Origin of the sequence: Streptomyces sp. col6 (assembly GCF_008042035.1) — a bacterium.
Lineage (GTDB): Bacteria > Actinomycetota > Actinomycetes > Streptomycetales > Streptomycetaceae > Streptomyces.
In genome coordinates, this window is the sequence record NZ_RDBL01000002.1 from 64,779 (window position 1) to 78,085 (window position 13,307).

10 protein-coding genes and 2 pseudogenes are annotated in these 13,307 nt (G+C 72.8%); 5 read left to right on the plus strand and 7 right to left on the minus strand.

Annotated elements, in window-relative coordinates:
- Both EAO73_RS00445 and EAO73_RS00450 read left to right on the plus strand, forming a co-directional pair.
- The coding region (locus tag EAO73_RS00445) for a hypothetical protein (protein ID WP_224756125.1) at positions 1–720 on the plus strand (720 nt) is incomplete at its 5' end.
- Positions 717–2,135, plus strand: coding sequence for a sulfatase (locus tag EAO73_RS00450; RefSeq protein ID WP_147969455.1), 1,419 nt, complete (start codon positions 717–719; stop codon positions 2,133–2,135). The genes EAO73_RS00445 and EAO73_RS00450, both read left to right, overlap by 4 nt.
- Positions 2,136–2,181: 46 nt before the next feature.
- Here the strand turns inward: EAO73_RS00450 and EAO73_RS00455 are convergent, their stop codons facing one another.
- On the minus strand, positions 2,182–3,774 hold the full coding sequence (locus tag EAO73_RS00455; protein WP_147969456.1) for an alpha-amylase family glycosyl hydrolase: 1,593 nt from the start codon (positions 3,772–3,774) through the stop codon (positions 2,182–2,184).
- 55 nt (positions 3,775–3,829) lie between these two features.
- Positions 3,830–4,630: an endonuclease/exonuclease/phosphatase family protein gene (locus EAO73_RS00460; protein WP_147969457.1), complete on the minus strand. Its 801-nt coding sequence runs from the start codon at positions 4,628–4,630 to the stop codon at positions 3,830–3,832.
- 163 nt (positions 4,631–4,793) lie between these two features.
- Here EAO73_RS00460 and EAO73_RS00465 point away from each other — a divergent pair, with 163 nt between their 5' ends.
- Entirely contained in the window at positions 4,794–6,938 is a 2,145-nt protein-coding gene (locus EAO73_RS00465; RefSeq protein ID WP_147969458.1) for a glycoside hydrolase family 3 N-terminal domain-containing protein, read from the plus strand.
- A gap of 87 nt (positions 6,939–7,025) precedes the next feature.
- On the opposite strand, the gene EAO73_RS00470 is transcribed toward EAO73_RS00465, so the two are convergent.
- Positions 7,026–7,865: a DUF4397 domain-containing protein gene (locus EAO73_RS00470; protein ID WP_147969459.1), complete on the minus strand. Its 840-nt coding sequence runs from the start codon at positions 7,863–7,865 to the stop codon at positions 7,026–7,028.
- 97 nt (positions 7,866–7,962) lie between these two features.
- Positions 7,963–8,568 (minus strand): RNA polymerase sigma factor, encoded by a 606-nt coding sequence (locus EAO73_RS00475; protein ID WP_147969460.1) that lies wholly within the window; start codon positions 8,566–8,568, stop codon positions 7,963–7,965.
- Positions 8,569–8,664: 96 nt separating this feature from the next.
- On the opposite strand from EAO73_RS00475, the gene EAO73_RS00480 reads away from it, so the two are divergent.
- Positions 8,665–9,663 (plus strand): MerR family transcriptional regulator, encoded by a 999-nt coding sequence (locus EAO73_RS00480; protein ID WP_147969461.1) that lies wholly within the window; start codon positions 8,665–8,667, stop codon positions 9,661–9,663.
- A gap of 23 nt (positions 9,664–9,686) precedes the next feature.
- Here EAO73_RS00480 and EAO73_RS00485 read toward each other — a convergent pair whose 3' ends face one another.
- Entirely contained in the window at positions 9,687–11,183 is a 1,497-nt protein-coding gene (locus EAO73_RS00485; RefSeq protein WP_147969462.1) for a cryptochrome/photolyase family protein, read from the minus strand.
- Between the two features lie 156 nt (positions 11,184–11,339).
- Here EAO73_RS00485 and EAO73_RS00490 point away from each other — a divergent pair, with 156 nt between their 5' ends.
- Positions 11,340–11,882, plus strand: a complete 543-nt coding sequence (locus EAO73_RS00490) for a DUF4383 domain-containing protein (protein ID WP_147969463.1) — start codon at positions 11,340–11,342, stop codon at positions 11,880–11,882.
- A 238-nt stretch (positions 11,883–12,120) separates the two neighbouring features.
- Here the strand turns inward: EAO73_RS00490 and EAO73_RS00495 are convergent.
- Both EAO73_RS00495 and EAO73_RS00500 read right to left on the minus strand, forming a co-directional pair.
- Positions 12,121–12,657: pseudogene (locus tag EAO73_RS00495) on the minus strand (UDP-N-acetylglucosamine 1-carboxyvinyltransferase); the annotation flags it as partial.
- Between the two features lie 114 nt (positions 12,658–12,771).
- Positions 12,772–13,307: pseudogene (locus EAO73_RS00500) on the minus strand (UDP-N-acetylglucosamine 1-carboxyvinyltransferase); the annotation flags it as partial.

The window sequence follows — 13,307 nt, forward strand, 5'->3', positions numbered from 1 at the left end:
CCCCTCCTCGGCGCCCCGCCCGCCCCCGAAAGGCACGTCGTGCGCCCGCACCGCACCCTGCTGCGGTCCCGGGACGGCATCGGTCACGTCCAGCTCGACTGGGCACCGGCACCGGGCACGGCCGGTTACGTCGTACTCCGCGCCGACCACTACGAGGGCCCGTACGCACCGCTGCACCCGAGGCCTGTCCTGCCGCCGTACGCGGACACGCACGCCGAGGCCGGCCGCGGCTACTGGTACCGGATCGCGCCGAGGACCGCCGAAGGCCCCCAGCCGCCCCTGCCGGGACCCGTACGCGGCTGCGCACTCGCCCCGGGCAGCGAAGCCGCCCGCGTAAGGGTCCGGGTCGACGCCGGTGCGCCGCACCGCCCGGCGCACCTCACCGGCGACGGAGCCCGCGCCCTGGTGACCGCCACGACCGACGCGGACGGCGGCGCGATCGAGGTACGCCTGGTCAGCGCCGCCCCCGACCGGCCCGGTGCCGCGTCGGTCCCGGTACTGGGCCGGCACGTCACCGTCGAGATCGCCGGGCTCGAACCCGGCGCCGTCTACCGGCTGCGCGCCGACGGCCCCGGCTGCGAACCCACCGCGTACCCGGGCCCCGACGGGCTCGTACGCACCACGCTCGCCCTTCCCCTGCCCGGCCGCCGCACCCTGAGGCTCGCCCGCGACCGGACCCGCCCGCATCTCGCACCCGCCAAGGAGGACTCCGGGCCATGAGCACCACCGGCACCCAGGGGCAGCGCCCCTCCCTCGTCTTCTTCATGACCGACGACCACGCCGTACCGGCCATCGGCGCCTACGGCAGCGTCATCAACAGCACCCCGGCCGTCGACCGGCTGGCCGACGAAGGCATGCGGTTCGACAACGCCTTCTGTACCAACGCGATCTGCTCACCGGCCCGCGCCTCCCTGCTGACCGGCACCTACAGCCACGTCAACGGCATGACGACCCTCGAACAGGAGGGTCAGAAGTTCGACGCCACCCAGCCCTCCTTCCCGGAAATGCTCCAGGAGGCCGGCTACCAGACGGCCATCGTCGGCAAATGGCACCTGGGTCACGGCGGCTCGTCCGACCCGGTCGGCTTCGACCACTGGGCGGTGCTGCCCGAGCACGGCGTCTACCACGACCCGTCGTTCGTCACGCGGGACGGTGAGCGGCAGTACACCGGGTACGTCACCGACCTCATCACCGATCTCGCCCTCAACTGGCTCGACCGGCGCGACCCCGACCGGCCCTTCGCCCTGTTCATCCAGCACAAGGCCCCGCACCGCGCCTTCGAGCCCGCCGAACGCCACCGGCACCTGTACGAGAACGTGGACATCCCGGCACCGCGCACCCTCCACGACGACTACAGCGACCGGGCGAGCGCAGCGGCCGAGGCAGCGATGCGCATGAGCGATCTGCTCCCGCACGACCTCAAGGCGCCCGTACCCGAAGGTCTTGACGAGCGCGAGGAGCGCGAGTGGCGCTACCAGCGCTACATCAAGGAGTACCTACGGGTCGTCGCGGCGCTCGACGAGAACGTCGGCCGGGTCCTGCACTACCTGGACATCACCGGCCTGGACCGGAGCACGGCCGTCGCGTACACCTCGGACCACGGTTTCTACCTGGGCGAACACGGCTGGTTCGACAAGAGGTTCATGTACGACCCGTCGATGCGCATCCCCCTGGTGGTGCGCTGGCCGGGCGTCACCCCGCCGGGCAGCAGCTGCGACGAGCTCGTGATCAACGTCGACTACGCCCAGACGATCCTGGACCTCGCCGGAGTGGAAGCGCATCCACGGATGCAGGGCCGCAGCCTCGTCCCGCTGCTCAGGGGCGAACGGCCGGACGACTGGCGGCAGTCGGTGTACTACCGCTACTTCGAGCACCTGGACGTCTGCCACCACGTCCAGGCCAGCTACGGCGTCCGCACCCACACCCACAAGCTGATCCACTACCCGGGCCACGGCTCCGGGCAGCCCGGCGCCAGGGACGAGACCCGGACGCCCGAGTGGGAGCTGTTCGACCTGGCCGCCGACCCCGACGAGCTGCACAACCGGTACGAGGACCCCGCGTACCAGGACCTCGTCCGGGAGCTGACCGCCGAACTGGCCGCGCTGCAACGGCAGTACGGGGACACCCCCGGCTGACGTACGGCTTCCGCCCCCGCCCGGGACCGGGCGGGGGCGGAACCGTTCAGCCCGCGTCGAGCGCGAAGACGCCGAAGCCGAAGCCCTCGGCGCGGATGCGGCCGTCCGCGACCGTCACCCCGCGCGCCTCCACGGCGGTCGCCCGGCCCGCCGGAGCGGCGGTCACGGCCGCTTCGGAGCGTGGGTTGACCACGACCAGGTAGCGCCCGCCCCGGACGTACACCAGCGGATAGCCGTCGTGCAGCACCTCCGTGGAGCCGCCGCTGCCCAGTTCCGGGGTGGCCTTGCGCAGCGCGATCAGGCGCCTGACCAGGTGGAGGAGGGAGTCCTCGTCGGCGCGCTGAGCGGCGACCGTCGGACGGCCCGGGTCCGGGTCGACCGGCAGGTAGAGGGCGTCGGCGGGCGCGGTGGAGAAGCCCGCGTTCGGAGAGTCGTCCCACTGCATGGGCGTACGGGAGCCCGCCCGGTCGTAGCGCGGACCCAGCCGGCTGCCCTCGCGGGTGGGCGTGCCCGGCACGTACCGCATGCCGATCTCGTCGCCGTAGTAGATCGCCGGCAGCGTCGGCCAGGTCAGCTGGAACGCGAAGGCGGCGGGCAGCTGTTCGGCCGTACGTGGGCCCGTGGCGAGGCGCGAGAAGTCGTGGTTGGCCGTGGGCAGCGAGATGAACCCGGCGTCCCCGATGACGTCCGTCGCCTCGCGCCAGGCGTTGAGGAAGGTGGCGAACCCGCCCTCGCCCCGGGCCCCGAAGTACGGCTCCAGCGGCTCCCAGGGCTCGCTGACCGTGCCCTCCCAGTTGTTCCACAGCGACCGGAGCGGCAGCCCGTCACCGCGCGGCCCGAACTGCAGGAAGAAGTCCGCGTGGAACCCGGCCGGGACGGAGACCTGCGGGTCGCCCCACTCGGAGAGCAGCGCCGCCCGCGGGTGCGCCCGGTCCAGCCAGCCGCGCAGCTCGGTCCAGAGGTTCGCGGTCTCGGCCTGCCCCGGGTCGTCCTTGACCAGGGACGCGGCCATGTCGACGCGGAAGCCGGACAGGCCGAGGCCCAGCCAGTGGTCCATGATCTCGCGCAGCGCCTGCCGGTTGGCGCGGGGCCCCTCGGCGTCGACGGGCAGCCGCCAGGGCTCCGCCGGGTCCATCCGCGCGTGCCCGAAGTTGAGCGCGGGCTGCGACTCGAAGAAGTTCGGCTGGTAGAACCCGGACCGGCTGCCGGGCGAGGCGACGAACCCGGGCGGCGCCTCCGGGGTGTCGGCCCAGATGAAGCGCTGGTCGGCGGGGTCGTTCGCGGAGGCCCGGAACCAGGGGTGCCGGTCGGAGGTGTGCCCGGCGACCAGGTCGAGCAGCACGCGGATGCCACGGCGCCCGGCCGCCTCGGTGAGCCGGGCCAGGTCCTCGTTGGTGCCGTAGCGGGGGGCGACGTTGAGGTAGTCGGCGACGTCGTACCCGGCGTCGTCGAAGGGCGAGACGAAGCACGGGTTGAACCACACGGTGTTCACGCCGAGCCACTGGAGATGGTCGAGCCGGGCCTCGATCCCCGCGAAGTCACCGATGCCGTCACCGTTGGAGTCGGCGAAGGACTGCGGGTAGATCTGGTACAGCACGGCGTCGGCGAGCCATTCGGTCGCCGGACGGTCGGACGGCATACGGATTCCTCCGGTACGGGGGTGGGGTGGGGCGGGTTCTTGTGCGGGCACGGGTTCAGCCGGGCGCCAGGGGCAGCTCGACCACGGCGCGCACCGGCAGGTGGTCGCTCGGTGCGACGGCGCCCGGCAGCACGGCGGACGCCTCCCGCACCCGGGTCCCGCGCGAGGCGAGGATCCAGTCGATGCGCGGTCCGCCCGCGACCGGCGGGCGGTAGTCGTGAAAGGTGCCGTACGCGGGACCGCGCTCCCCGGCGCACTCCCAGGTGTCCTCCAGCGAGCCCTTCGCGAGGAGCACGCCGTGGACCTCGGGGTCGTCCGCCGGGGTGTTGAAGTCGCCGGTGAGGACGACGGGCAGGCCGGGCGCGAGTGCGTCGAACCGCTCCACGAGCAGGCCGGCCGCGCGGGAGCGCGCGTATGCGCTGACATGGTCGAGGTGGGTGTTGACAGCGAGGAACCCGCCTCCGGTGACCAGGTCCCGGAAGCGGATCCAGGTCGCCATGCGCGGGCAGGCGCCGCCCCAGGTCTCGGAGGCGGGCACCTCGGGCGTACCGGAGAGCCAGAAGTCCCCGTGTTCCAGGGCTTCGAGCCGTCCGCGGTCGTGGAAGACGGCCATGTGCTCGCCCGCGTCGCCGCCGTCCCGCCCCTGCCCGGTCCTGGCGTAGCCCGGTCCGAGAGCGGTGAGCACGTCGTCGATCTGGTGCGGGCGGCCCTCCTGGGTGCCGAGCAGCTGCGGCCGCTCGGCCCGCAGCACCGCCGCCACCGCCTCCCGGCGGCCCTGCCAGGGCCGGGGCGAACCCTCCCAGTCCACATGGAGGTTGAAACTCATGACGCGCAGGGCCGACGGGCTGTTGGCCATGGATGCCTCCGGTGCCGAGTCATCGATTCTGTCACGAGGGGCCATGACTCCTTGCCCCCTCGTCTGAATGCGCTTACATTTCTGCTGCGAGCGACGTTAGCCCCCGCTGTTCCGTCCGGCAAGGGTCCCGCTCACCTCCCGCTTTCCGCCACGAAGGACCGACATGCTCCGATCGCACGACGACAAGGTCAAGGAACTCCTCGGCCGGATGACGACCGAGGAGAAGCTCGGCCAGGTCCAGCAGCTGACCTGGACCGGGGACACGGGGCCAGGCGGCGGCCAGACCAAGGAGATCGAGGCGCTGGCCCGTGCCGGGCGGCTGGGTTCGGTGCTGAACCTGCACGGCGCGAAGTGGACCAACGACCTCCAGCGCCTGGCCGTCGAGGAGTCCCGGCTCGGGATCCCGCTGCTCTTCGGCTTCGACGTCATCCACGGCTTCTGGACGACCTTCCCGATCCCGCTCGCGCAGGCGTCCGCCTTCGACCCGGCCGTGGCCGAGACGGACGCCCGGGTGTCCGCCGCCGAGACCCGCTCACAGGGCGTGCGCTGGACGTTCTCGCCGATGATGGACGTGACCAGCGAACCGCGCTGGGGCCGTATCGCCGAATCGAGCGGCGAGGACCCGTACCTCAACGCGGTCCTGGCCGTGGCGAAGGTGCGCGGCTACCAGGGGCCCGCCGACGGCTCGGGGCTCCGGTCCCAGGAGCACGTCGCGGCCTGCGCCAAGCACTTCGTGGCCTACGGCGGCGCCGAGGGCGGCCGGGACTACAACACCGTGGACATCTCCGAGCAGCGGCTGCGCAACCACTACCTGCCGCCGTTCAAGGCCGCGCTCGACGCGGGCGCGGCCACGGTGATGGCCGCGTTCAACACGGTGGGCGGCGTCCCCGCGCACGCCAACAGCCACACCATGAACACCATCCTCAAGGGGGAGTGGGACTTCGACGGCTTCGTGGTCAGCGACTACACGGGCGTCATGGAGCTGGTCGCGCACGGATACGCCGAGGACGCCGCCCACGCGGCCGAACTCTCCCTCATGCACGGCCTCGACATGGAGATGGTCTCCACCCACATCGCCGACCACGGCAAGGACCTGCTCGACGCGGGCCGCATCACCATGGACCGCCTCGACGACGCCGTCACCCGCATCCTGCGCCTGAAGTACGCCCTCGGCCTCTTCGACGACCCCTACACCGACGAGGCCGCCGAGATCCCCGGCCCCACCGCCGAGGCCCGCGCCGCCGCACGGGAGGCCGCCGCCCGGTCGATGGTGCTCCTGAAGAACGAGGGCGGTGTCCTTCCGCTCAAGCCGGCCGGCACGATCGCCGTCGTCGGCCCGCACGCCGACTCCACCGACCAGCACGGCACCTGGGCGGGCCCCGGCCGGCTGGTGTTCGACACGGTCGGCGTGCTCGACGCGATCCGCGCGGCCGCGCCCGGCGCCGACGTCCGGCACTCCGGCGGCGACCCGGCCATGGCCGCTGCCGCCGCCTGGGCGGCCGACGTCACCGTGATCGTGGTCGGCGAGGACTCCGCGATCAGCGGCGAGGCCGCGTCCCGCAGCGAGATCGGCCTGCCCGCCGGCCAGCAGCAGCTGATCGAGGCCGTCGCCGCGACCGGCAAACCCTTCGTCGTCGTCCTCGTCAACGGCCGCCCGCTCACGGTCGGCGGCTGGGTGGACCGCGCACCGGCCGTCCTGGAGGCGTGGCACGCGGGCATCGAGGCGGGGAACGCGGTGGCCGACGTCCTCTTCGGCGCGGTCAACCCGGGCGGCAAGCTGCCGGTGTCCTTCCCCCGCTCGGTCGGCCAGATCCCGGTCTACTACAACCGGGAGCCGACGGGCCGCCCCTACGACGAGGCGGAGAAGTACGTCTCCAAGTACCTGGACCTGCCGGACGGCCCCCAGTTCGTCTTCGGTCACGGGCTGAGCTACACGACCTTCACCACGGGCGAGCCCGAGCTGAGCCGTACGGAGATCGCGCTGGACGCCCTGGAGCGCGGAGAGCACGTCGAGGTCACGGTCTCCGTCGCCAACACCGGCGACCGCACCGGCGACGAGGTCGTCCAGCTGTACATCCACGACGTCGCGGCCGGCATCGTCCAGCCGGTACGCAGGCTCCGCGGCTTCGAACGCGTCACCCTCGCCCCGGGCGAGCAGCGCCGCGTCCGCTTCACCCTGACCGCGGAAGACCTCGGCCACTGGACCAACGATCCCTCGGGCACGTACGTCCTGGAACGCGGCCGCATCGACGTCTACACGGGCACCAGCTCGGCGGCGACGGCGCGGGGGAGCCTGCGCCTGGTCTGATCCGCGTACCGGGGAGCCGTCGGCCGGGCACCGCAACCCCGGCCGACGACGGTCCTGTGGATCGACCACGCGTGCGGCGGTGCGATGTCAGTCGCGCCGTCCGGCGGCCAGGCGGGCCCCGGCGACGCCCGTCAGCGTGACCACTCCGGCCGCCGCGGCCCAGGTCAGCCACTGTCCGGTGGAGTTCGGCACGATTCCGGCACCGCCGGCGCCGGCGTGCGAAGCGCCGCGCGCCGCATCCCTGCTGTCGAACGTCTGGGTGGCCAGGGCGAGGTTCTTGTCCTTGGCGCTGCCCCAGGCGTAGACGATGTTGCTCGTGCCCTCCTTGAGGTTCAGGTCGGCCGGTCCGATGGCCACGGTGTCCGTTCCGGCGAGGACGACGTCGGCGTTCACCGTGCCGGCGTCGACGGACGCGGTGTCCTCCTTGGGGTTCGTCAGGTCCTTGAAGACGGGCTGCCCGCCGGCGCGTACGTCCACGGCGGGCGCCGCCGCGACGTGACGGACCGTCAGGCGTGCGTCGCCGGACTTCACCGCGGAGACGTCGTTGGCGTACGCCGTGAGCTCGGGGTCGCCGTCGGCGGAGAGGTGGGCGGCCACCGTGGCGTTGCCGCCCTCGGTCACCTTCACCTGCTTCTCCAGGGCGGGCTTGCCGTCGGGGCCCTGGCCTGCCTCGAAGACCTGGATGTCGTACGTCCCGGCGTCGAGCGGCTGCGGTTCGGTCACCGTGCCGGGCTTGAAATCGCTGAGCAGCCGGTCGCCGTTGGCGTACACATCGACCGTCATTCCGGGGATGCCGTGGAAGACGGACACCATTCCCTTGTCCTGCGCCCTTTCGGGGGCGGCCATGGCGGCCGGGGCGGCGGCGCCGAGCGCCAGGGCGCAGGCCCCGGCCGAAGCGGCGGCGGCGATGGCGGTCCGGTAAGTCATGTGGATCATCCCTTCGGGGAAGTCCGTGTGCTGGGTCTCTCACTCCTGCTTCGCGGGGCGGCGGTGCCACGGATGCACCCGCGCCTCCTCGGCCCGCTCAGCGGCCCGGGTCGTGCGCACCGCCCTGGTCGACCACGGTGCGCAGCCGGTGCAGGCCCCGGCGGGTGTGGCTCTTGACCGTGCCCAGGGGGACCCCCGTGCGCTCCGCGATCTGGGCCTGCGTCAGATCCTCGTAGAAGGCCATGCACAGCACCTCGCGCTGGGCGTGCGGCAGCCGGGACAGGGCCTCGACGAGCAGCACCCGGTCGAGCACCTGCTCCGGTGCCCGCTGGTCGGGCCGGGCCGGCGCGGCATCGCGGGCGGCCGACTCGGCCAGGGCCAGCCGCCGCCCCCGGGCGGCCAGCGCGTCCACGATCTTGCGGCGGGTGATGCCCACGAGCCAGGCCCCGACGGTGCCGCGCTCGGGCCGGAAGCCGTGCCGCCCGCGCCAGGCGCCGATGAACACCTGCTGGGTGACGTCCTCCGCCTCGTGCGTGTCACCGAGGGACCGGGTCGCCATGGTGTGCACCAGCGAGCCCCAGCGCCGGTAGATGGCCGCGAACGTCTCCTCGTCGGCTCGCAGGAGACCGTCGGCCAGGTCCTCCTCGTACCGCGTCTCCCGCCCCGGCGGGACGAGGGTGGTGGGTCGCGCACGGATGTCCATGGCCGTTCCTCCTGCTGGGTCTCCAGTCTTGGACGCACGAACGACGCAGGCAACTTGCGTCGCTCGTGCGTCGTTCATCCGTCGTACGGTGGAGGTGTGAGCGCACGCGGACGAACCGGTGACGACCAGGACGACACCGAAGGCCCTCCTGACGGAGGTCTGACGACCGGCGACGTGGCCAGGCGCCTCGGGGTCGCCCCCACCACGGTCCGCACCTGGGACCGCCGGTACGGCCTCGGGCCGAAGACCCGCACGGGCGGCAGGCACCGGCGCTGGACGCCGGCGGACGTGGCGAAGCTGGACCGGATGTGCGCCCTGACCGCGACCGGCCTGCCGCCCGCCGAGGCAGCCCGCCTCGCGCGCGGTGCCGAGCCGGCGGAGGCCCGGTCCGCACGGGCCGCCGGTCCCGGACCCGCTCCGTCCCGGCGTCGCAGCAAGGCGGGGAACGGTCTGCGGCTCGGCAACGTGCGCCAGGAGTGCCGGGGCGTCGCCCGCGCCGCCCTGCGGCTGGACGCCGCGGCCCTGGACGACCTGCTGCTCGCCGCGATCGACGAACACGGGCTGGTGGCCGCCTGGACCGAGGTGGTCGTGCCCACGCTTCAGGCCGTGGGCCGCAAGTGGGAGACCTCGGGCGAGAAGTACGTCGAGGTCGAGCACTTCCTGTCCTGGCACGTCTCCGGAGCGCTGCGGCAGGCCGCGCCCCGGACCGTCCCGGACCGGCCCGGGTCCACCGTGATGCTCGCCTGCACGCCGGGGGAGACCCACACGCTGCCGCTTGAGGTCCTGTCCGCCGCGCTGACGGAGCGGGGCGTCCCGGTGCGCATGTTCGGCGGTGCCCTGCCCGTCGATCCGCTGCTCGCGGCGGTGCGCAGGACCGGACCGGCCGCCGTCGGGCTGTGGGCGCAGTCCCGCGCCACCGCCAGCCGGCCGCTGGCCCAGCACGTGGCGGCCATGGAGTGGGGAGTGCGCGGAGCCCGTCGCAGTCCGGCCGTCCTGACCCTGGGACCGGGCTGGGCGGGGCAGACGGTGGCCGGTCTCGCGCGGCCACCGGGGCTGGCGGAGGCGGTCGCCGCGCTGGCGCCGGACGCCCCCTGAAGCGGCGTCCCGCGCGGCCGTGACTACGGCGGTGCGTCGCCCCGGGCGCGCTCCTGTTCGCGGACGTCCGCGAGGTCGGGGAGCCGGTCCAGCTGCCGCACCGGCCGGGCTACGCGCTGATTGCCGGCCAGCCGCTCGCGGTGCCGGTCGAGAAAAGCCCAGTAGCCCGCGGTGTACGGGCACGCGTGCTCCCCGGTGCGGTCGCCCGGCCGGTAGGCGCAGGGGCCGCACAGGTCGCTCATGCGGTGGATGTAGGCGCCGCCCGAGGTGTACGGCTTGGTCGTCATGCGCCCGCCGTCGGCGTACTGGGACATGCCGACGACGTTGGGGAGCATCACCCAGTCGTAGCCGTCCACGAAGCAGCGGTGGAACCAGTCCGTGACCGCTGCGGGGTCCCAGCCGCGCTGGAGCGCGTGGCTGCCGAGGACCATGAGCCGGGGGATGTGGTGCGTCCACCCGGTGTCGCGCACCTGAGCCAGGACCGTACGCAGGCAGTTGGCCCCGACCGTGTCCGCGTCCAGGTCGTTCCACCAGTCGGGCAGGGGCGCGGTGTGCCGCAGCTCGTTGGAGCGCCGGTAGTCCTCGCCGAAGTACCAGTAGAGCTGCCAGACGTACTCGCGCCAGCCGGCGACCTGCCGTACGAAGCCCTCCACGCTGTTGAGAGGCACCCGCCCCGCGCGCCATGCCCTCTCCGCCTCCTCGACGCACTCGGCGGGATCGAGCAGACCGAGATTGAGCGAGGAGGAGAGCAGGCTGTGGCTCATGACCGGGTCGGCGGCCAGCATCGCGTCCTCGTACGGGCCGAACGTGGCGAGCCGGTGCTCGACGAAGCGCCGCAGGGCCCGCAGCGCCTCCGCCCGGGTCGCGGGGAACAGCCGGGGCCCGTCCCGGCCGACGAAGGAGACGTGACCGTCCCGCTCCCAGCGGTCGAGGTCGCGGCGGACCTCCGCGTCGATGTCGTCCTCGCGCGGCCGGTACGGACGGCCGACCCGGAGCACGGGGGTGCCGCGCGGCGGGGCCTCCCGGTTGTCGTGGTCCAGGTTCCAGCGGTCCCCGGCCGGTCGCCCGCCGTCCATCAGCAGGTCGTGCCCGCGGCGGACCCAGCGGTAGAAGTCCTCCTGCCGCAGCTTCTTCCCGCCGTGGCCGTCCGCCCACGCGGCGAAGTCGGCCATCGGCACGAGAAATCCCCGGGCCGGGCCCACCGTCACCCGCGGGAGGGCCCGCACCAGCCGGAGAGCGGCGTGGGAGGTGGGGTGGTGGACGCCGACGGCACGCCCGCGCGCGGCCCGGTCCAGGCCGTCGCGGTAGGTCTCGGCACGCACATAGGTGACACGGTCGCCGAGTTCGGCCGCGCGGTGGCGCATCGCGGACAGGACCAGATGGGCCTTGGCCCGGTGGAACCGGCGCCGCCGGAACACGGAGCGGGCCTCGATCATGAGCAGGGGCGTGGCGCGCCCCGGCCCCTCCCCTTCCGGGGTGAGGAAATGCGGGCCGAGCTGGTCGCCGAAGAGCCAGTGCACCGTGGGTGTCTCCTCAGTCGTGGCCGCGGGCGGGCCCGGAGCGAGCGCGCCCGTCCCCCTACCGACCGATCATGGTGCCCACGGGGTCACCGCGCTCGTCGCACCTCGCTTCCGCCCGTATGAATCCAAAGCAGGCATACCGGCCGAATCAGTGTCATGAACCTCAAGGATGAACTGCCTCTCGACCACCACCTGGCCACCGTCTACCGCTACGGCGCGGGCTTCTGCGGGCTTGTCCTGCTGGTCTTCGCGGGGCTCGGCTTCGCCGACGCGCTCAGCGCCTTCGACACGGCCGGCGACACCATCGCGGGCATGACCACCAACGTCGCCCTCAGCGTCATCTCCACCGTCGTCGGCCTCGCGCTGGTCGTCGGCGCGGTGATCGGCGGCAACTTCGCCTCGGTCCTCAACATGACGGTCGGCGCGCTCTTCGTCCTCAGCGGCTTCGCGCACATCTTCGTGCTGGACCGTCCAGCCAACGTCCTCGGCTTCGGTATGACCAACGTGATCTTCAGCTTCGTCATGGGGCTGGTCATCGCCACGTTCGGCATGTACGGCCGAGTGTCCAGCAAGCTGTCCCACGACAACCCCTACTGGCGACGCCGCCACCCCGAGCAGGCCGCACGCGAACGAGCGGCGGCCACCGGCGGGGCGCGACCGGCCCTGGAACCCCGCCCGCCCACGACAGGAACGCGCTGAGGCACCCGAATGGCCGTTCCCCCTGCGGGCCAATCGCACGCGGAGCGCGGGGCGATCCCGGAACCTGCGGACAAGAGGGCCCGACCTGGGATTGCGTGGCGTCAGGCAGCGTTCGCACCCGGTGCCTGGGGCGACCGCCCCGGCATGCTGGAACGCAACGACTGAGGCCCCGGCGCACTCGATGAAGAGTGGCGGGGCCTCAGACGGCTACCGGCCGATTCCGGTAGGCGATACTCCCTCAGATGTCCCGGAAGATCTCGATCTGCGCCCCCACCGAGTTCAGCCGCTCCGCCAGTTCCTCGTAGCCGCGGTTGATCACGTACACGTTGCGCAGCACCGACGTGCCCTCCGCCGCCATCATCGCGAGGAGGACGACCACCGCCGGGCGCAGGGCCGGCGGGCACATCATCTCGGCGGCGCGCCAGCGGGTGGGGCCCTCGACCAGGACGCGGTGGGGGTCCAGGAGTTGGAGGCGGCCGCCGAGGCGGTTGAGGTCGGTGAGGTAGATGGCGCGGTTGTCGTAGACCCAGTCGTGGATCAGGGTCTGGCCGTGGGCCGAGGCGGCGATGGCCGCGAAGAAGGGCACGTTGTCGATATTGAGGCCGGGGAACGGCATCGGGTGGATCTTGTCGATCGGCGCCTCCAGTTTGGAGGGGCGGACCGTCAGGTCGACCAGGCGGGTGCGGCCGTTGTCCGCCGCGTACTCCGCCGTGCGGTCGCAGTCGACGCCCATCTCCTCCAGGACCGCGAGCTCGATCTCCAGGAACTCGATGGGCCTGGGGCGACCGCCCCGGCATGCTGGAACGCAACGACTGAGGCCCCGGCGCACTCGATGAAGAGTGGCGGGGCCTCAGACGGCTACCGGCCGATTCCGGTAGGCGATACTCCCTCAGATGTCCCGGAAGATCTCGATCTGCGCCCCCACCGAGTTCAGCCGCTCCGCCAGTTCCTCGTAGCCGCGGTTGATCACGTACACGTTGCGCAGCACCGACGTGCCCTCCGCCGCCATCATCGCGAGGAGGACGACCACCGCCGGGCGCAGGGCCGGCGGGCACATCATCTCGGCGGCCGCCTCCAACTCCTGGACCCCCACCGCGTCCTGGTCGAGGGCCCCACCCGCTGGCGCGCCGCCGAGGCGGTTGAGGTCGGTGAGGTAGATGGCGCGGTTGTCGTAGACCCAGTCGTGGATCAGGGTCTGGCCGTGGGCCGAGGCGGCGATGGCCGCGAAGAAGGGCACGTTGTCGATATTGAGGCCGGGGAACGGCATCGGGTGGATCTTGTCGATCGGCGCCTCCAGTTTGGAGGGGCGGACCGTCAGGTCGACCAGGCGGGTGCGGCCGTTGTCCGCCGCGTACTCCGCCGTGCGGTCGCAGTCGACGCCCATCTCCTCCAGGACCGCGAGCTCGATCTCCAGGAACTCGATGG

What these genes read in the sequence shown, in the direction of transcription:
- EAO73_RS00450 (WP_147969455.1), top strand. Translation starts at nt 717, where the DNA reads ATGAGCACCACCGGCACCCAGGGGCAGCGCCCCTCCCTCGTCTTCTTC.
- EAO73_RS00490 (WP_147969463.1), top strand. Translation starts at nt 11,340, where the DNA reads ATGAACCTCAAGGATGAACTGCCTCTCGACCACCACCTGGCCACCGTC.
- EAO73_RS00465 (WP_147969458.1), top strand. Translation starts at nt 4,794, where the DNA reads ATGCTCCGATCGCACGACGACAAGGTCAAGGAACTCCTCGGCCGGATG.
- EAO73_RS00455 (WP_147969456.1), bottom strand. Translation starts at nt 3,774, where the DNA reads ATGCCGTCCGACCGTCCGGCGACCGAATGGCTCGCCGACGCCGTGCTG.
- EAO73_RS00470 (WP_147969459.1), bottom strand. Translation starts at nt 7,865, where the DNA reads ATGACTTACCGGACCGCCATCGCCGCCGCCGCTTCGGCCGGGGCCTGC.
- EAO73_RS00460 (WP_147969457.1), bottom strand. Translation starts at nt 4,630, where the DNA reads ATGGCCAACAGCCCGTCGGCCCTGCGCGTCATGAGTTTCAACCTCCAT.
- EAO73_RS00475 (WP_147969460.1), bottom strand. Translation starts at nt 8,568, where the DNA reads ATGGACATCCGTGCGCGACCCACCACCCTCGTCCCGCCGGGGCGGGAG.